Consider the following 17,958-nt stretch of genomic DNA (forward strand, 5'->3'; position numbering starts at 1 on the left):
GCACCGCCACTTGATCATGCCTGAGGTGCCGCTCGCGCATCCGCGTGTTCCGACGAAGGGCGCCCCTCGCCGGTCTATTCGAGCGAAGGTGCCCTTCGCTCGAATAGCCGGGGCTCAGAGCGGCGGGGGGCTCAGGCGCGGCGGAACGACGGGTAGCCCGCCGCGGCCTCCTGCTCGCAGCGCGCCACGTAGTCGCCGACCCCCGCGATGCCGGCCCCGGCCGGCGGCGCCGACGTCGGGAGCGTCTCGATCGCCTCGAACGTGGACGCCCCTACGGCGGCGAGGTCGGCGACGGCGCGGGCGATCCACTCCGCCTGGTGCTGGCGCACCGTCGTCATGACCGCGTCCCGGGAGGTCGGGGCCGGGGGCTCGGCGGTGGTGAAGAGGTTCGGGAAGCCCGGCACCCCGAGCCCGAGCACCGCGCCCGCGGCGTCGGCGAGCGAGCGCCCGCCGCGTCCGCGCACGTCGATCCCGCCCAGCGCGGGCGGCCCGGCGTCGGGCTCCTCGGTCAGGACGATCACGTCGAGCTCGTGCACGGCACCCGAGACGAGCTCGAGCCCCTCGGCGCGGACGGCGGCGATCGGGTCGGCGCGCAGGTCGACGAGGTCGACGTCGTCGCGGTGGAAGGCCTCGAGGAACCCGGCGTCGAGGGTCGGCGTCCCGGCGTCGTCGGTGGGCACGAGCACCGCGGCCAGGGACGGGTCGCCGAGCCGGGCCGTCATCGCCTCCCGGACGTACGCTGCGACCTCCTCCTCGGCGCCGACGACGCCGCCGAGCCACAACCGGCGCGAGCCGTCGGCGTACAGGCCGGGGAGCAGGTCGGGATCGACGGGCAGGTGCGGCTCGTACTCGGCCCCGGTCGCGGTGTGCGGGAGCGTCGCGCGCAGCTCGTCGAACCGCGCCCGGTAGGCGTCGCGCTCCGGCCAGCCGTACACGGGGTTCGACCGCGGCACGACGAGCACCGGCTCGCGGGCGAACACCGTCAGGTGCGCGGTCTCCGCGGCGATGCGCGGCACGAGCTGGACGCCCGCGGTGCCGACGCCGACCACGCCGACCCGACGCCCCGCGAGGTCGGGTCCCTTCTCCGGCCAGCGCGAGGTGCACACGACCGTGCCGGCGAAGTCCCCCGACGAGACGGGCAGCGCCTCGGCGGGCCCGGGGAGCAGCCCGGTGCACGCCACGACGAAGCGTGCCTCGACGGTCTCGCCGTGCTCGGTGCGCACCGTCCAGCGCTCCCGCTCCTCGTCGAACACGGCGGCGGTGACCCGCGTCGAGAGGGTGATGTCGCGACGCAGGTCGAGGCGGTCGGCGACGAAGCGCAGCCACCGCAGCACCTCGTAGCCGGCGGGGAAGCGCTCGCTCCAGCCCCAGTCGCGGACCAGGTCGGGGGAGAAGAAGTACTGGTAGGCGTAGCCCTCGGTGCCGAGCCGCGAGCCGGGGTGGCCGTGCCACCACCAGGCGCCCCCGACGTCGTCGGCCGCGTCGTAGGCGCGCACCCGCAGGCCGTGGGCGCGCAGCAGGTGCAGCGTGGCCAGCCCGGCGACGCCGGCGCCGATCACGACGACGTCGAGCTCGTCTCCCATGGACCAGGATTCTGGCGCAGCTGATCGTCGATCTCACGGGTCGAATCGACGGCCAGGTGCGGCACGGGCGGCGGGGTGTCCGGTCGCATGCGCGCGACGAAGGCGTCGAACGCCTCGAGCTTGCCGGCGTCGTGGGCCCGCCCGCGCGCCTCGAGCCGGCGCCGCAGGGTCGCCGCGTCGCACCCGACCCAGACCAGGTGTACGGGCTCGCCGCCGAGCTCGTCGACCCACGCCGCCCAGCGCGCCGGGTCCCGGATCTGGCCCGTGAAGGGCGCGCTGAGCACCACCGGACAGCCCTTCGCACGGATCTCCCGGGCGACGGCGGTCATGCCCGCGTACTCGTGGACCTTGACGTGCTCGTCGTACCAGGGGCCCTCGCGCTCCCCGGCCGGGCGGCCGGCGGCGGCGAGGGTGGCGCCGACGAAGTCGCCGTACATCGTGTCCTTGTCTAGCAGCGCGGGCGCGGGGGACAGGAGCGCGATCAGCCGGTCGGCGACCGTGCTCTTCCCGGCTCCCGGGGCGCCACCGACGACCCAGACGTCCACCGTCACACGACCACTCCTCCCCGCACCGGGAGACGCGGAGGTCCCTCCTGCGCCAGGATCGCAGGATGCGCTACGAGGACGACGCCCAGCTCGACGCGTCGGAGGTCACCGATCAGCGGGGCCAGGGCGGCGGTGGCGGGTCGCCGTTCGGGGGCGTGGGCGGCGGGGGCGGCGGAGGGACGGGCGGCCTGCTCCCCCTGCTGATCAGCCTGCTGTTCCGCGGGCGCAGCGGGAAGGTCAGCTGGGTCCTCATCGTCGTCGTGGTCGTCGGGTTCTTCGCCCTGCCCTACCTCACCGGCGGGGGCGGGACGTCCTCTCAGGTGGCGGGCGGCTTCGGCGAGCCGGGCGGACCGGCGATCGCCGGCACCTCCGAGCTCCCCAGCGAGTGCCGTACCGGCGCGGACGCGAACACCAACCCCGACTGCGCGATCGTCGCCGACATCAACTCGATCCAGGCGTACTGGGCGGGCGGCGGCTACGCCCAGGTCGCCCGGGCCACGCGCGGGGCCCAGCCGACCTACCAGCGCGTCGACACGGTCTTCTTCTCCGGCGCGGTGAACACCCGCTGCGGCAGCGCCGACTCCAGCGCCGGGCCGTTCTACTGCCCGGCCGACGACCTCGTCTACATCGACCTGTCGTTCTACGACCAGCTGCGCCAGCAGTTCGGCGCGCAGGGCGGCGGGCTGACCAACGCCTACGTGCTCGCGCACGAGTACGGCCACCACGTCCAGGACCAGCTGGGGACCGAGGCCGCGGTGCGCACGCGCCAGGGGGCGACGTCGGACTCGGTGCGCCTCGAGCTGCAGGCCGACTGCTTCGCCGGCGTCTGGATGAACCACGCGGCGACGCCGTCGAACGGGCGCCCGGCCTTCATCACGGAGGTCACCCAGGCCGACCTCGACGGCGCGATCGACGCAGCCCAGCGCATCGGCGACGACTACATCCAAGGCCGCCTCGGCGGCGGGACCGTCGACCCGGACTCGTTCACCCACGGCTCGTCCGCGCAGCGCAAGAAGTGGCTGACCACCGGCTACACCACCGGCGACCCCACCCGCTGCGACACCTTCCGCACCAACGACCTGGGCTGATCGCCCGGCGGTCGTTGCCCGGAGCGACGCCGCTCGTTCTCCCGGGTGACGGTGGCGGGCGGGCTCACGGTGGGGAGTGGTCGGCGATGGGGCACCACAGGAAGGCCCGGCCGAGCCGGCGCCGGCAGGACGCCCCGGAAGCCCCTCCGGCAGCCCACCGGGCCCCGGCACCCGGGAGCGCCTCCCACGCGTCGGGCGGCGTCTCGGGACGGGGCCTGGACGAGCTCGCCGACGCCGCCCGCGCCGCCCGCCGGACCGGGTGGCCGTTCGGGGCCGAGGTGCTCGCGACCGTCGACACCCGCGGCGTCCCGGCGACGACCCCGCCCCCGCGCGACGGGAAGCCGCGGCGCTACGCGACCCACCAGCCGACGACGCCGTTCGCGGCGGTCACCGTCCCGGGGGCCTGACCCCCCCCGGATCCGCAGCGAACGTCCTATCGGCGTGCTCAATGGGATGTTCGCTGCTTCTATGCGCGCAAAGTCCGCGTTCGCCCGCCGTCCGCGCGCCTCGCGGGGGGCGCCGCCGGTGATCAGGGGCGCGCCATCCACCTCCGACGGCCGGCCGAGGCGCACCCCACGCTCCTGATCTCCCTGGCCCGGCGGGGGGCGGATCGCGGCAGACTGGATGCCATGGCGCGCACCGTGGACTGGGACGACGGGGACGGCGGGGCGGTCACGGCGATCGACCAGCGGGCGCTGCCCGGCGAGTACCGGGTGCAGCGCCTGGCGTCCGTCGACTCGCTCGTCGCGGCCATCGCGGACCTGACGATCCGGGGCGCACCCGCGCTGGGCGGGGCGGGGGCGCTCGGGGCCGCGCTCGCCGCGCGCCGGCACCCCGACGACCCGGCGCGCGTGCGGGCCGAGGCGGAACGGGTCGCTGCGGTCCGGCCCACCGCGGTGAACCTGCGCCGCGGCGTCGAACGGGCCCTCGCCCGCCTCGACGAGGGCGCCGACGCGGTGGTCGCCGAGGCGCTCGCGGTGCTCGACGAGGACGAGACCACCAACCGGCGGCTCGGCCGCCGCGCCGCCGACGTCCTCACCGCGCTGGGCCCCGACCGCCCCCTGCGCCTGCTGACCCACTGCAACTCCGGCGCCCTGGCCACGGTCGCGTGGGGCACGGGTCTCGGCGCGGTGCGCGAGCTGGCGGAGCGCGGCCGCGTCGCCGAGGTCCTCGCCTGCGAGACCCGCCCGCTGCTGCAGGGCGCGCGCCTGACCGTGTGGGAGCTGCGCGAGATGGGCGTCGCCCACCGCCTGCTCGTCGACTCGGCCGCCGCGTCGGCGATGGCCCGCGGGCTCGTCGACGCCGTGGTGGTCGGCGCGGACCGCATCGCGGCGAACGGCGACGTCGCCAACAAGATCGGCACCTACGCGCTGGCGTGCGCCGCGGTGCGTCACGGACTGCCGATGGTGGTGGCGGCGCCGGAGTCGACGGTCGACCACGCCACCGTGTCCGGCGAGGACATCGTCATCGAGGAGCGCGACGGCGCCGAGGTGCGGGCCGTCGCGGGCGTCCCCACGGCGCCCGAGGGTACGGCGGTCTACAACCCCGCCTTCGACGTGACGCCCGCCGAGCTGCTCGCCGCCGTCGTCACCGAGCGGGCCACGTTCCGCGCCGGCGCGTGGGAGAGGGAAGCGGTCCTGCGGTGAGGATGCGGGACGAGCGCGAGGCCGTCGTCGCGTACTCGCGGCGGATGGCCGGCGACGGGCTCGCGGTGGGGACGTCGGGCAACGTCTCGGTGCGCACCGGCGACCTCGTCGCCATCACCCCGACCGGCGTCGCGTACGAGGCCCTCGACCCGCAGGACGTCTGCCTCGTCGACCTCGACGGCGCGCCGGTCGACGGGCACCTGCGCCCGTCGTCCGAGGTCCCGATGCACACCGCGGTGTACCGGGCGACCGACGCCGGCGCCGTCGTCCACACCCACCCGCTGTACGCGACCGCGCTCTCCACGCTGCTCGACGAGCTCCCGGGAGTGCACTACCTGGTCGCGCAGCTCGGGGGCCCGGTGCGGGTGGTGCCCTATGCGCCGTACGGCACCGAGGAGCTCGCCCGGCTCGGCGTCGAGGGGCTGGCCGGGCGCACGGCCGTCATCCTCGCCAACCACGGCGCCACCACGTACGGCGCGCACCTCGAGCAGGCCTACACGCGCAGCCTCACCCTCGAATGGCTCTGCCGGCTCTGGGCCGAGGCCCGCAAGCTCGGCGAGCCGCGCCTGCTCGACGCCGGGCAGCTCGAGGCGGCCCGGATCGCGTTCGGGAGCTACGGGCAACGGTGACTCCTCAGGTGAGGGTCGCCCGCACCTTCGCGGCCCCGTCGACCATCGCGCGCAGCTTCGCGATCGCCACGGACGTCGGGAGGTTGCGCAACCCGCAGTCCGGGTTGACGACGAGCCGCTGCGCCGGCACGAACTCCAGCGCCCGCCGGATGCGCGCCTCGACGATCTCGGGCGTCTCCACCACGCGCGACTTGACGTCGACGACCCCGACGCCGACGGCGCGGTCCCAACCGGAGCGCGCGATCACCGGCAGGTCCTCGTCGCCCTTGCGGGCGAACTCGAGCACGAGCTGGTCGACGCGGGTGTCCAGGACGGCGGGGAACAGGAAGTCGTAGTGCCCTTCCCACAACGGGCGGGCGTAGCGGTTGCCGTAGCAGACGTGCAGCGCCCAGGAGACGTCGACGTCGCGCGTCACGATGTCGATCGCCTCGACGGCGAGGTCGATCTGCTCGGGGTAGCCGGCGAGGAACGGCTCGTCGATCTGCAGGATCGACGCGCCCGCGTCCCGCAGCGCGCCGGCCGCGCCCGCGAGCACGTGTGCGAGGGCGCGCACGAGGTCGGCCGGGTCGTCGTGCACGGTGTCGGTGACGCGGCGGGCGAGCGAGAACGGCCCCGTCAGCGAGAACTTCACCGGCCGGTCGGTGCGGGCCAGGGTGAACGCGAGGTCGGCGTCGAGGCCCAGCCCGGGAGCGTCGTCCGGGGAGACCGGCGACGACGCGACCCGGGCGTCGTCGTAGTCGTAGTAGAAGTCCTTGCCGGTCGGCGGGACCGCGATCCCCGGGATGCGCGCGAGCAGGTGGTCGACGTCGTTGTCGCGGCGCAGCTCGCCGTCGGAGACGACGTCGAGCCCGGCGAGCTCCTGCTCCTTGATCGCCGCGGTGACCGCGCAGTCGTGGATCTCGTCGAGCTGTGTGCGGCTGATGCGGCTGCGGTGCCAGTCGGTCTTGTGGCGTTCGAGCCACTCCGGGACCGGCCAGGAGCCGACGACGGCGGTCGGTAGCAGCTGCTCCATCAGTCCCTCACCTGCGCGGTCATCGTGACGATGTTCGTGCCGCTGCGGTGGGCGAACGGCGCGTAGGAGACGTCGAACCCGCGGCGCCGGCCGATGTGGGCGAGCAGCGGACCGTTCACCCAGTTCACGACCGACCCGTCGTACTTGCCGGGCCCCCGGAACCCGGTGCGGTAGGCGCCGACGTCACGGGCGAACAGGTCGTGGCAGACCAGCGTGCCGAACGGGTGGAGCAGGCCGATGGTCTCGGTGAAGCTCGCGACCGCGCCGTTGCTGACGTGCATGCGGACGTCGGCGCCCGACTCGAGCAGCGGGCGCAGCGCCTCGCCGCTGACGGTGGGCGCGAGCTCGTAGGTGTCGAGGCCGGCGAGGCCCGCGTAGCGCTCGGCGAGGCGCACCGCCGACCACACCCGTCGCCAGAACGCGACGGCCGCGTCGGGGCTCGGGACGTGGTCGGGGCGGGCCTCGGCGAGCAGGGCCGGGCCGAGGCGCAACAGCGTCGCCACGAGCCCGGGGAGCTGGTCGGGACGGGCGTTCACCGAGGCGGCGATCTCGGCGGCGTCGGCGGCGGGCAGGTAGGCGCGCGACTCGACGAGGTAGGTGCGCCCGCCGAGCTGGGCGACCTCGTCGGTGGGCAGGTTGTCGTAGACGTTCGAGATGTAGATCAGGAACACCCGGAACTGCAGGAACGCCAGCACCGAGCGCGGCCGGCAGGCGTCGACGACGAACGCGCTGACGTGCTCGGCGTGGTCGGCGACGGTCTCGCGGGCCAGGTCGAGGACGTGCTGGGAGTAGTCGCACATGAGGTAGTGCAGGCGGCGGTAGTAGCCGCGCCCGTGCTGCACGTCCATGGCGCGGAGCTCGTCGAGGAAGACCCGGGCCTGCGCCCCGTTGCCGACGCCGATCTCGACGACGTAGAGCTCCGGCGGCAGCGCGTTCCGGTCGGCGAGCCCGTCCCACACGGCGAACAGCTCGCCGATGACGTCGCGGGCCGCGTCGCGGTTGCGGGCGTCGCTCTCGCCGCCGGGCAGGGCCTGCTCGTAGGCCTGGCCCGTGGCCTTCTCCCAGAGCTCCAGCGCCGACCAGTACAGGGCGTTGAAGCCCCAGATGCAGCTCTGCCGGGTGGGGCCCCACTCCTCGAGGAGCACGTCCCCGGTCGCTCGGGCATCCAGCACCGCGCGCGTGCGCTCCCGCAGGTCCACCGTCGTGGCGCGGCGGACGTCGACGGCGACCTCGAGGTCGTCGTCGCGCACGCCCTCGGGCACCGGGGCGTCCGGTTCCCCGGAGAGGATCGGCCGCACCTCCACCACGTCGCGGAAGTTCTGCTTGTACTGCACCCAGTCGCAGACGACGCGCACGCGGGACAGGTCGGTGGCGCTCTCACCGAGCGCGCCCACCACCGGGCCGAGCGACTCGTCGATCGTCACCGGCGTCGTCGGACTGCTCAGGCGGGCGTGCGGGCGGAAATCGACGAGCATCCGCGTCTCCTCGGCAGTGGGCGTCTCCTCGAGAGCCTGCTGCCCGGCAGTGACGGGCGTCATCGTCGCCGACGACAGGAAACGGCCACCCAGCCTTGTGGTCGCGCACGAAGCATCCGGGCGCCTCCGCCCGCGAGACTCGCGGACATCCCTTGATGCTCCAGGCCCCGGAGGTCCGATGGACGACGACGACGCCGTGCGCCGGTTGCTGGCGGACGTCAGCATCGAGGTGACCCCACGCGAGACGTCGGCCCTCGACGAGACGGCGACGGTGCTCCCGGCGGGCACCCGCGTCTACGTCACCGACCTCCCCAACCTCGAGCTGCAGCAGACCCTCGACGCGGCGGCGCGGGTCCGGGAGCACGGGTTGCGCCCGGTCGTCCACCTCGCGGTGCGTTCGATCCCGGACCCCGCGGCGCTGGACCGCACGCTCGGGCGCCTCGTCGACGCCGGGGTCGCGGACCTCCTGCTCGTCGCCGGGTCGCGCGCGCCGGCAGGGTCGATCGAGAACACCCTGCAGGTGCTCGAGTCCGAGGCGCTCGCGCGGCGCCCGTTCGCGAGCATCGGCGTCGCCGGGCACCCGGAGGGCAACCCCGGCGTCGACGAGGGCGCGGTCGACGACGCCCTGGCGCGCAAGGACAAGCTCGCGCGCGAGGGCGGGCTGCCGCTGCACGTCGTCACCCAGTTCGTGTTCGCCGCCGACCCCGTCCTCGGGTGGGAGCGGCGCATGCGCGACGCGGGGATCACGCTGCCCGTGCGCGTCGGGCTGCCCGGGCTCACGTCGCCGGCCCGCCTGCTGAAGTTCGGGCTGTCGTGCGGCGTCGGGCCCTCGCTCGCGGTCCTGCGCAAGCAGAGCGGCAGCGTGCTCAAGCTCGCGACCCAGACCTACCGGCCGACCGAGACCCTGCGCGGCCTGGCCCGGGCGGTGGCGGCCGATCCCGGGAACCTCATCAGCGCGGTGCACCTCTTCCCGTTCGGCGCCGTCGTGCCCACCGCCCGCTGGGCCGCTTCCGGACAGAAGGATGGACTCGGGGAGGACGCCGCCCGATCCTGAGGCGATGACCACGACGCAGGGCACCCAGGGGCCGCCGTCCTGGGTGCTGCGGCTGCTGAGCATGACGACCTACGTCGGCATCGTGGGGTTCGTCGTCGCCGAGATCGTCCAGATCGCGCAGTACGGCACCGACGGGCTGCTCGCGGCGTCGTTCCTCAACGCGCTGGCCTGGATCGTCGGCGTCAACGCGATCATCACCGGCTCCGGGCACCTCGTGATGCCCGACCCGATCGCCGACTCCATCGGCTGGCCGCGGGGCAGCCCGTTCCAGTGGGAGGTCGGGCTCGCGGGCCTGCTCATCGGCGTCCTCGGCGTGCTGGCGCCCGCGTTCGACCGCGACTTCCAGCTCGCGACGGTCATCGCGTTCTCGATCTTCTTCCTGGGGGCGGCCGTCGGGCACGTGGTGCAGCGGTTCCGGGCGAGCAACACCGCGCCCGGCAACACCGGCTTCATTTTCTGGTTCGACGTCGTCGCCCCGCTCGGGCTGATCGCGCTCTACGTGGCGACCTGAGGCAGGGCCCGGCGCAGGGCGTCCAGCTCGGGGCCGAGGAAACCGTCGGCGTCGACGTCGTCGAGGTCGGCCAGGGCGGTGAGGATCGCGCCCGCCCGCTCATCGGTGATCCACGGCGTGGCCGGGTGCGCGGGGGAGCGGGAGGCGTCCACCGCCCAGCACGCCGCGAGGGTCCGGTGCGCCACGCCGCGGGCGGCGTCGAGGGCGGGCCACCAGACGGTCGTGTCCACGGTCCGCCCGACGGGCGCGGCGTCGCCGGCGTGGTGGGCGTCGGCGAGCGCGAGGACGCGGGCGTTGAGGTCGCGACGCGCCTCGCGGGCCGCGGGGCTCGCGGTGGTCGCGTCGGCGAGGTGGGGGACCACGCGGGCGACGTCGCGGAGGGTGGCCGCGACGAGGGCGGGCGGGTCCGGCCGGGACGCGGCGGGCGCGACGAGCAGGAACACCACCACGCCGATCACGACGCCGACGGCGGTGTCGACGCCGCGGGCGAGCAGCAGCTCGCCGAGGTCGGCCGGGTGGCCGGCGCTGCCGATCGTCAGCGCGGTCGGCGTGACCACCACGACGCCCAGGCCGTAGTTGCGCGGCATCGTCAGCTGGATGGCGCCCTGCAGCACGGCGATGGTGGCGGCCAGCGCGATACCGGTCGGCGTCAGCGCGAGCACGGCGGCGGCGAGCACGAGCCCGATCCAGGTGCCGAGCAGCCGCAGCGCGGCGCGCTCCAGCGTCCCGGTCCAGCCGAAGCCCTGGCACAGCACGAGCACGGCCGCGGCGACGGCCCAGTACGCGTGGTCGAGACCGGCGAGCGAGCCGATCGCGCCGGCGACGAGCGCCGCGACGCCGACCCGCACGAGGACCGCCCGCCAGGGCGAGCCGGCGGCCAGCAGGTCACGCACGACGCGCCCGACGCCCGGGCCGCCGAGGGGGACGTTGGCGGGCCCTCCGGGGTGCGGGGCCGCCGGCGGGTGCGCGACGGCGTCGGCGAGCGCCCGGACCCGCGTCACCGCCGCCGGGTCCACGGGTCGTCCCTCGTCGTGGGCGCGCAGGCCCTCCGCGAGGAGCCCGTGCAGGTCGAGGGCGAGGCCTCGCAGCCGCTCGAGCGTGCCGTCCCGTCGCAGGCGAGGGGACTGCTGGCCGACGAGGACCACCCAGCACGCGTGCATCGCCCGCGCCGCCCGATCGCGGGCGTCGGGGTAGCGGTCGGTGCCGACGGCGTCGAGCAGCGCCGACACCGCCGCGGCGCCGGCCGCGACCGTGGCCTTCTCCGGACGGCGGGGCCCGACGAGGGCGCCGGCCATGTGCGCGAGCCAGGCGAGCGCCCCGCCGGCGAGGACGAGCAGCCCGAGACGCCAGGGCTCGGCGGACGCGCCGGGGATCGCCGTGCCCGTGGCCCCGGCCAGCACGAACATGTAGGCGCCGGGTGGCCCGGTGTCGAAGGCCTGGCACAGCACGGTGGCCACGACGGCGATGACCGCGACGACGACGATCGAGACGAGGATCGACGACTCCGCCAGCGCCCCGATCGCCACCGCCGCGGCGAAGGCGAGCGCGATCGCGGCGAGCTCCATCGCGCGGTAGCGGTAGGGCCTGCCGCTGCCGTAGAGGGCGGTGAACGCGCCGATGCTCGCGGTCAGCCCCGCGGAGACGGCCCCGACCGACCAGCCGACGAGGACCACGCCGCCCGCGCAGCCGCCCGCGCGGACCGCGTCCCACCAGTCGGGCCGGCCCTCCCGCAGCCGGACGAGGTCCCGGGCGAAGGAGCGCCACGAGAAGGCCACGGGGTCAGCCTAGAAAGCTCCCGGTGCCCGCCGGGAGGGATCACGGTGCCGGCGGGGGTCCGGGAGGCGGCGCCCCGGCCGGAGGGTCCTGTTGCGCCTGGGCGTCCTGCTGCGCCTGTGCGTGCTGCTGCGCCTGCGCCTCCTTCGCGGCCTCGGCCTCCTTGACGACGAGCTGCCCCCACTGCCCGATCTCGCTGCGGAAGATCCCTTCGACGCGCTCGACCTCGTTCGTGAGGTCGGCGGTCGGGTCGGCGACGTCCCAGTCGATCTCGGCTTCCTCGAGGTTGCGCACCGCGTCGCCGTAGAGCTTCTCGAGCTGTGGGAAGCCGATGAGGGCGCTGTAGGCGGTGACCGCGGCGGCGAGGGCGGCGAGCACGGCGCCGCCGACGGCGAGACCGGGGCGTGCCGCCTCGGGCGTCAGCTGACCCACGAAGCCGGCCACGGCGGCCAGACCGAGCAGGATGTTGCGGACGACGATCGCCTGGTGGTTGGCCTGCTTGTACTCCTCTCGGCGTTTCCGGTAGTACTCCAGCTGCTTGAGGATGCGCAGCTGCGCGTACAGGTCGTGGAACTCTGTCCCCCGGTTCACTGCGGTTCCTCGCCGGCCTTGACCGCGAGCACCGCACGACGCAGCACGATCTCGTGGTCCTGGCCGGCGTAGCGCCCGGTCCGGGACAGGTACCGGAAGTACATGGCGCGGAACCGCTCGGCCTTGATGCGTTCTTCGAGGAAGCGTTGGAACGTCTGCAGCTCGCCGGCCATCTGCCCGACCGTGGCCAGCACCAGGCCGAGCAGGGTGAGCGCGATCCCGGGCCACCGCTGATCGGCCAACGCCGCCTGGAGCCCACCGAGGGCGGCCAGGGCGGTCGCCCCGAGGATCAGCCCGATCTGGAGAGCCCGGTAGCGGTGTTGCTGTCGGAGTGCTTCCAGGTCCGAACGAGCGAACTCCGGCCCCACGATCCGTTCGAGGGTGGCGATCTCGTCTCCGAGAGCCGGGAAGCGTGCTGCCGCGTCGTCGGGCAGGACGGGATAGGACTCGGTCGGCGCCCGGAGGCTCGGGAAGCGTTGGAACAGTGCCGGTCGTGTCACGTCTCCCCCTCGGACGGCCGGAGCGCGGCGGTGACCGCCGCCCGGACCGCACCAAGGTCGTGCACGGAGAGCACCGTCGTCAGGGCCGAACGGGCGATGTTCGTCGCCCGGGGCGTCGTGCCCTCGGCGATCTCGTCGGCCAGGCGTCCCGTGCCCGCGAGGACGACGACCGGGCGGCCGCGGGCGAGGCCGCGTTCGACGTCCTCGGCCGCGATGCCGCCCCCGTTGGCGAGGACCGTCACCGACGGGTGCCCGTCCGCGATCGCTGCCGCGACGCGGTCGATCCACGGCGACTCGTCGCCCCACTCGTCACCGGGCACCAGCAGGAGGTGGGTGTGCCCGCGCTCCGGGGCCGGGGCGCCGTCCTCGGTCGACGAGCCCGCCGGCGGCGCGACGGTGCCCTCGGCCGCGACGCCCACGAGCGCGGCGCGGTGGTCCCGGACGGCCCGGCCCGCGGCGCGCATGACGCCGGCGTCGGTGCCCCCGTCGACCACCGCGCCCGTGTCCCCGAGCACGGGGAGCACCGCCGCCGCGAGCACGTCCGCCACCAGCTGCACGGCCGCGTCGTCCATCCCGCCGGCCCCGCCGACCAGCACGACCACCGGCCGCCCTCCGGCGAGCCCGGCGTCCCGGAGTGCGGCGGCGAGCCCGTCGGCGTCGGCGACCCGCACCGTCAGCGGCCGGGTGGGTCGTCGAGGAAGTCCGCGGTCGGGACGAAGTACAGGTTGCCGGTGATCGCCGTCGAGAAGTCGAGGATCCGGTCGTGGTGGCCCTCGGCGGTGCCGACGAACATGTTGGTCAGCATCTGCTCGAGCACCGCGGGGTCGCGGGTGTAGCCGACGAAGTAGGTGCCGAACTCGTCGGTGCCGACGTGCCCGAACGGCATGTTGAACCGCAGGATCTCCTTCTCGTCGCCGTTCTCGTCCTCGATCACGTTCAACGCGATGTGCGAGTTCGGCGGCTTGCGGTCGTCGGGCATCTCGAGGTCCTGGAGCTTGGTCCGCCCGATCGCGTTCTCCTGCTCCTCGGTGGAGAGCGCGTCCCAGCCGTCCATGTCGTGCAGGTACTTCTGGGTGACGACGTAGCTGCCGCCGGCGAAGTCCGGGTCCTCCTCGCCGATGAGCACGGCGCGGCGGGCGGCGTTGCCCTCGGGGTTCTCGGTGCCGTCGACGAAGCCGAGCAGGTCGCGCTCGTCGAAGAACCGGAACCCGTGCACCTCGTCGACCACCCGCGCGTGCGGGCGCAGCCGGTTGCGCAGCAGGTGCGCGAGCTCGAAGCACATGTCGAGGCGGTGGGCCCGCAGGTGCACGAGGAGGTCGCCGGGTGTCGACGGCGCGTGGTGGGCGCCGTGCAGCTCGCGGAACGGGTGCAGGCCCTGGGGACGCGGGCCGTCGAAGAGGCGGTCCCACGCCTCGGAGCCGATGCCGACCACGCAGGTCAGCTCGCCCTCGGGGAGCCGGAACCCGACCGAGCGCCGCAGCCCCGACACGTCGCCGAGCACGCCACGCACACCGTCCTCGCCGCCCGGCTCGATCACCAGGGTGAGGAAGATCGACGCCTCGGTGAGCGGGGTCAGGACCGCCTGCGGCTCGGCGGGCGGCGACGCGGAGCTCGGAGGTGAACTCATGGAGGTCACCCTGCCCCATCCGCGATGCTGTCGACCATGACGCTCGTCGACGACTTCGCCCGTCCGCGCCCCGTCCCCGACAACCTCGTGCCGGACCTCACCGGCGTCGACGCGTTCACGGGCGACCGGGTCGCGGCGGGGATCGTCGAGCGACACGCGCCGTGGGCCCGGGAGCGGGCGGAGGTGCTCGGCGCGCAGGTGTGGGACCCGCGGGTGCTCAAGGCCGCGCGCGACGCCCAGCGCCACGTCCCGGAGCTGCGCACCCTCGACCGGCTCGGCCGCGAGATCGGCGACGTCGACTTCCACCCCGCCTACCACGAGCTGATGGGGCTGGGGTTCGGCTCCGGCGTGCACTCGCTGGCGTGGACCGCGGAGCAGCCGGGCGGGCACGCGGCGCGGGCCGTGCTGTCGTACCTGTGGAACCAGATCGACGGGTCCACCGCGTGCCCGCTCGGCATGGCCTACGCCTGCATCCCGATCCTGCGCAGCCAGCCCGAGCTCGCGCCGTGGGCCCGCGCGATCGCGGTCGAGGGCTACGACCCCGCCGACCTCCCGATCACCGCGAAGTCCGCGGGCACCATCGGCTACTTCATGACCGAGAAGCACGGCGGCTCGGACCTGCGCGCCAACGTCACCGTCGCGCGGCCCGTCGGGCGGCGTGGGCCGGGGGAGACGTACCTGGTCAACGGGCACAAGTGGTTCGCCTCGGTGCCGATGTCCGACGCCTACCTCACCGTGGCGCAGACCGAGGGTGGCGTGTCCTGCCTGTTCGTCCCGCGCCGCCGCGCCGACGGGGCGCTCAACGGCATCACGGTGAAGCGGCTCAAGGACAAGCTGGGCAACCGCGCCAACGCGTCCTCGGAGATCGAGTACCACGACGCCGAGGCCGTCCTCGTCGGCGAGGAGGGCCAGGGTGTCCGCACGATCCTGTCCTCGGCCGAGTACACGCGCCTGGACTTCGCGGTCGGCTCGGCGGGCCTCATGCGCGCGGCCCTGTCCCAGGCGCTGCACCACAACGACCACCGCACCGCGTTCGGCGCGCCGCTCGCCCAGCTCCCGATCCAGGCACCGGTGCTGGCCGACCTCGTCCTCGAGTGGGCCGGCGCCGCCCACCTGGCCTTCCGCGTGGCCCGCGCGGAGGACGGGCACGGCGACGTCTCCGAGCGGCTCGTCAGCCGCCTGCTCACCCCCGTCGCGAAGTTCTGGAACTGCCGGCGGGTCTCCGGTGTCACCGAGGAGGTCATCCAGGCGATCGGCGGCAACGCCTACATCGAGGAGCACGACTGCCCGCGCTACTACCGGGAGGCGCCGCTCAACGCGATCTGGGAGGGCACCTCGAACATGATGGTCATGGACGTGGGGCGCGTCCTGGCCCGCGAGCCGAAGGCGATCGAGCCCGTCCTCGACGAGATCCGCCCCGCCGCGGCCGAGCACCCGCTGCTGGCCGAGGCCCTGGCGGAGATCGAGGAGCTCGTGATGACCCCGGAGGACACCGCGCGCTACCTCGTCACGAAGCTGGCCCTCGCGACCCAGGCGGCGCTGCTCGTGCGGGAGGCGCCGACGGTGGTGGCCGAGGCGTTCATCGACTCCCGGCTGGGCCGCGGCTGGGGCCCGGGCTACGGCACCCTGCGGGGCCTCGACTTCGCGGCGATCATCGACTACGGCCGGCTGGGGTGACTCAGGCGTCCCAGCGGGCCAGCAGCATCGCGAGGAACGACGCTTGGTCGGTGGGCGTGATGTCCGGGGGTCGCGGGGCGGCGGCCACCCAGGTCGCGACCTGGAGGGTCCGTAGCTCGGCCATCGCGTCGATCTCCTCGTCGGCAGGGGCGTCGGGGTAGAGGTCGACGGCGCGGCGGTCGGCGGGGTCGGGGCGCAGGTTGGCGACGTCCCACGCCGGCGGCCCGAGCGTCGTGTCCTCGAGGTCGGCCCAGAGCAGTCCGTCGCCGGTCGGGATGACGTTGCCGGGGAAGACGTCGCCGTGCAGGGGCTGCCACGGGCGCGGCGGGTCGGCGATCAGCGGACGCAGGCGCTCGTGGACGTCGTGGAGCGCCCAGACCTGCGCCGCGGCGAGCGGACCGGGGTCGCGGGCGAGCACGTCCAGGCAGAGCGGGATGTCGTGCGCGGGCCCGGCGAGCACCGGGAGCTCGCCCGGGAACGTCGCCAGGGCCGCGTGCAGCTCCACGAGCGCGGGGGCGAGGTCCCGCTCGGTGACCGTGACGTCGGGCTGCGGCGGCACGTACGCCCAGAACGTGACGGTCAGCCCGTCCTGGACGTGCGGGCCGGGCGGCAGCTCGCCGGACAGCGGGACGACGGCCGCGCCCACCGACTGCAGGTGCCGCACGACCTCGACCTCGCGCGCCCGCCAGGCCGTCCCCGGGCGCAGCACGGCGTAGAGGGTCGGGACGCGCGCGACGACCGGGCTCGGGCGCAGGTGGACGACGGTGCTGTAGCCGTCGGCGAGGACGACCGGGTCGTCGCAGCGCACGCCGTGCTCGCCGGCGACGGCGGTGGCCGCGGCGACCGCGCGGGCGGTGAGGTCCACGCCGACGATCATGGCTCACGCCGCCGCGCGGGACGAACGGCCTGGCCTTCCTGCGGCCGAGCTGTTCGGCGACCCGGGCTAGCGCGTCGTCGTCGCCAGGGCGTCGGTCAGGATGTCGAGGCCGAGGTGCAGGTCGTCCTCGGCGATGGTCAGCGGCGGCGCCATCCGGATCACCCCGCCCAGGCCCGGCAGCTGCACGATGTTGACGTGCAGGCCGTGGCGCAGGCACTCCGCGGTCAGCTCGTGGTTGAGCGCGAGGTCCGGGGTCCGGCTGGCCTTGTCCCGGACGAGCTCGACGCCCTGCAGCAGGCCGCGTCCGCGGACGTCGCCGACCTGCTCGTGGCGGTCGCGGAGCTCGAGGAGCCGCTGGGTCATCTGCTCCCCGAGGGTGCGCGCCCGCTCGGCCAGCCCGTCGCGCGTCACCACGCGCAGCACCGTGTGCGCGACGGACGCGGCGAGCGGGTCGGAGACGTGGGTCGTGTAGAAGAGGAAGCCCCGCTGGTGGCAGGTCTGCTCGATCTCCGGCGAGGTGACGACGGCGGCGACGGGCAGGCCCGCGCCGAGGGTCTTCGAGAGGGTCAGCAGGTCCGGGACGACGCCGTCACGTTCGAACGCGTACATCGTGCCCGTGCGCCCGACGCCGGTCTGGGCCTCGTCGAGGATCAGCAGCATGCCGCGCTCGGCGCACTTCTCGCGCAGGCGCGCCAGGTAGCCCGGCGGGAGCTCGATGATCCCGCCCGAGGACAGGATCGGCTCGACGAGGCAGGCCGCGAGGCTCCCCGCCGACTGCCGGTCGATCAGCTCGAACCCGAAGTCGAGCTCGGTCTCCCAGTCGTGGCTGCCGTCGGCGTGCCGGAAGGGCGAGCGGTAGGCGTCGGGTGTCGGCAGGGCGAGGTTGCCGGGGATCGGCGGGCCGTAGCCGCGCCGCCCGGCCGAAAAGGTCGCCGCCGCGGCACCGGAGGTCATCCCGTGCCAGGAGCGGTCGAACGAGACGATCTCGTAGCGGCCGGTGGCCAGTTTGGCCATCTTCAGGGCGGCCTCGTTGGACTCCGCTCCGGTGCTGACGAGCATGACCTTGGACAGCGGCGCGGGCAGGGTGCCGGCGAGGGCGGCCGCGAACTCCAGGAGCGGCGGGCTGAGCATGCCGCTGTGCAGGTGGTCGAGTGTCGCGGCGGCGTGGCTGATCGTCTCGACGACGTCGGGGTGGGAGTGCCCGAGGACCGAGCTCATCTGGCCCGAGGTGAAGTCGAGGATCTCGGAGCCGTCGCGGGTGGTGACGCGCGATCCGGCGGCCCGCTCGACGAGGTCCGGCGCGAACGGGACGCCGTAGCGGACGAGGTGCTCGCTGAGGTCCGACACGCCGTCGAGAGTGAGACCCGATT

General features: G+C 74.7%; 18 protein-coding genes. 7 read left to right on the top strand and 11 right to left on the bottom strand.

Translation table 11 applies throughout. From position 1 onward, the window contains the following. Nucleotides 1-131 precede the first annotated feature (131 nt). Both WCD41_RS01625 and WCD41_RS01630 read right to left on the bottom strand, forming a co-directional pair. Nucleotides 132-1,583, bottom strand: a complete 1,452-nt coding sequence (locus WCD41_RS01625; protein ID WP_337711627.1) for a flavin-containing monooxygenase — start codon at nt 1,581-1,583, stop codon at nt 132-134. Further along, a complete protein-coding gene (locus tag WCD41_RS01630; protein WP_337711628.1) occupies nt 1,556-2,134 on the bottom strand; it encodes a P-loop nucleotide/nucleoside kinase family protein in 579 nt (192 codons plus the stop codon). The genes WCD41_RS01625 and WCD41_RS01630 overlap by 28 nt, the downstream gene beginning before the upstream one ends. A gap of 59 nt (nt 2,135-2,193) precedes the next feature. Between WCD41_RS01630 and ypfJ the strand changes: the two genes are divergently transcribed. The 4 genes from ypfJ to WCD41_RS01650 all read left to right on the top strand — a co-directional run bounded on the left by ypfJ (nt 2,194) and on the right by WCD41_RS01650 (nt 5,491). Then, complete coding sequence (gene ypfJ / locus WCD41_RS01635; RefSeq protein WP_337711629.1) at nt 2,194-3,216, top strand: KPN_02809 family neutral zinc metallopeptidase; 1,023 nt, start codon at nt 2,194-2,196, stop codon at nt 3,214-3,216. Nucleotides 3,217-3,302: 86 nt separating this feature from the next. Beyond that, complete coding sequence (locus WCD41_RS01640) at nt 3,303-3,623, top strand: hypothetical protein (RefSeq protein ID WP_337711630.1); 321 nt, start codon at nt 3,303-3,305, stop codon at nt 3,621-3,623. A 222-nt stretch (nt 3,624-3,845) separates the two neighbouring features. Beyond that, nucleotides 3,846-4,862 carry an S-methyl-5-thioribose-1-phosphate isomerase gene (gene mtnA, locus WCD41_RS01645; RefSeq protein WP_337711631.1) on the top strand — a complete coding sequence of 339 codons (1,017 nt, stop codon included), beginning with the start codon at nt 3,846-3,848 and terminating at the stop codon, nt 4,860-4,862. 2 nt (nt 4,863-4,864) lie between these two features. Further along, a complete protein-coding gene (locus WCD41_RS01650; protein ID WP_373695071.1) occupies nt 4,865-5,491 on the top strand; it encodes a class II aldolase/adducin family protein in 627 nt (208 codons plus the stop codon). A 4-nt stretch (nt 5,492-5,495) separates the two neighbouring features. Here the strand turns inward: WCD41_RS01650 and WCD41_RS01655 are convergent, their stop codons facing one another. Together WCD41_RS01655 and WCD41_RS01660 are read right to left on the bottom strand one after the other, a co-directional pair. Further along, nucleotides 5,496-6,503: a hypothetical protein gene (locus WCD41_RS01655; protein WP_337711633.1), complete on the bottom strand. Its 1,008-nt coding sequence runs from the start codon at nt 6,501-6,503 to the stop codon at nt 5,496-5,498. Further along, a complete protein-coding gene (locus tag WCD41_RS01660; RefSeq protein WP_337711634.1) occupies nt 6,503-8,041 on the bottom strand; it encodes a hypothetical protein in 1,539 nt (512 codons plus the stop codon). The genes WCD41_RS01655 and WCD41_RS01660 overlap by 1 nt, the downstream gene beginning before the upstream one ends. A gap of 115 nt (nt 8,042-8,156) precedes the next feature. Here WCD41_RS01660 and WCD41_RS01665 point away from each other — a divergent pair, with 115 nt between their 5' ends. Next, nucleotides 8,157-9,032 (top strand): methylenetetrahydrofolate reductase, encoded by an 876-nt coding sequence (locus tag WCD41_RS01665; protein ID WP_337711635.1) that lies wholly within the window; start codon nt 8,157-8,159, stop codon nt 9,030-9,032. 4 nt (nt 9,033-9,036) lie between these two features. Then, the gene (locus WCD41_RS01670) at nt 9,037-9,543 is read left to right on the top strand and encodes a DUF6790 family protein (RefSeq protein WP_337711636.1); all 507 of its coding nucleotides are present in this window, start codon (nt 9,037-9,039) and stop codon (nt 9,541-9,543) included. On the opposite strand, the gene WCD41_RS01675 is transcribed toward WCD41_RS01670, so the two are convergent. The 5 genes from WCD41_RS01675 to WCD41_RS01695 are packed head-to-tail and all read right to left on the bottom strand — an operon-like array spanning nt 9,528 to nt 14,034. Beyond that, on the bottom strand, nt 9,528-11,318 hold the full coding sequence (locus tag WCD41_RS01675) for an FUSC family protein (protein WP_337711637.1): 1,791 nt from the start codon (nt 11,316-11,318) through the stop codon (nt 9,528-9,530). The genes WCD41_RS01670 and WCD41_RS01675 overlap by 16 nt on opposite strands. Before the next feature lie 40 nt (nt 11,319-11,358). Further along, nucleotides 11,359-11,907, bottom strand: a complete 549-nt coding sequence (locus tag WCD41_RS01680) for an SLATT domain-containing protein (RefSeq protein WP_337711638.1) — start codon at nt 11,905-11,907, stop codon at nt 11,359-11,361. Continuing rightward, entirely contained in the window at nt 11,904-12,407 is a 504-nt protein-coding gene (locus tag WCD41_RS01685; protein ID WP_337711639.1) for a DUF4231 domain-containing protein, read from the bottom strand. Before WCD41_RS01685 ends, WCD41_RS01680 begins: the two co-directional genes overlap by 4 nt. Continuing rightward, entirely contained in the window at nt 12,404-13,078 is a 675-nt protein-coding gene (locus WCD41_RS01690; RefSeq protein ID WP_337711640.1) for a hypothetical protein, read from the bottom strand. Before WCD41_RS01690 ends, WCD41_RS01685 begins: the two co-directional genes overlap by 4 nt. A gap of 2 nt (nt 13,079-13,080) precedes the next feature. Then, on the bottom strand, nt 13,081-14,034 hold the full coding sequence (locus WCD41_RS01695) for a Dyp-type peroxidase (protein ID WP_337711641.1): 954 nt from the start codon (nt 14,032-14,034) through the stop codon (nt 13,081-13,083). A 36-nt stretch (nt 14,035-14,070) separates the two neighbouring features. Between WCD41_RS01695 and WCD41_RS01700 the strand changes: the two genes are divergently transcribed. Further along, a complete protein-coding gene (locus WCD41_RS01700) occupies nt 14,071-15,711 on the top strand; it encodes an acyl-CoA dehydrogenase family protein (protein ID WP_337711642.1) in 1,641 nt (546 codons plus the stop codon). Between the two features lies 1 nt (nt 15,712). Here the strand turns inward: WCD41_RS01700 and WCD41_RS01705 are convergent, their stop codons facing one another. Both WCD41_RS01705 and WCD41_RS01710 read right to left on the bottom strand, forming a co-directional pair. Continuing rightward, nucleotides 15,713-16,576 (bottom strand): phosphotransferase family protein, encoded by an 864-nt coding sequence (locus WCD41_RS01705; protein ID WP_337711643.1) that lies wholly within the window; start codon nt 16,574-16,576, stop codon nt 15,713-15,715. A gap of 78 nt (nt 16,577-16,654) precedes the next feature. Further along, entirely contained in the window at nt 16,655-17,935 is a 1,281-nt protein-coding gene (locus WCD41_RS01710) for an aspartate aminotransferase family protein (RefSeq protein ID WP_337711644.1), read from the bottom strand. Between the last annotated feature and the right edge of the window lie 23 nt (nt 17,936-17,958).

This window comes from Actinomycetospora aeridis, from assembly GCF_037400275.1.
GTDB lineage: Bacteria > Actinomycetota > Actinomycetes > Mycobacteriales > Pseudonocardiaceae > Actinomycetospora > Actinomycetospora aeridis.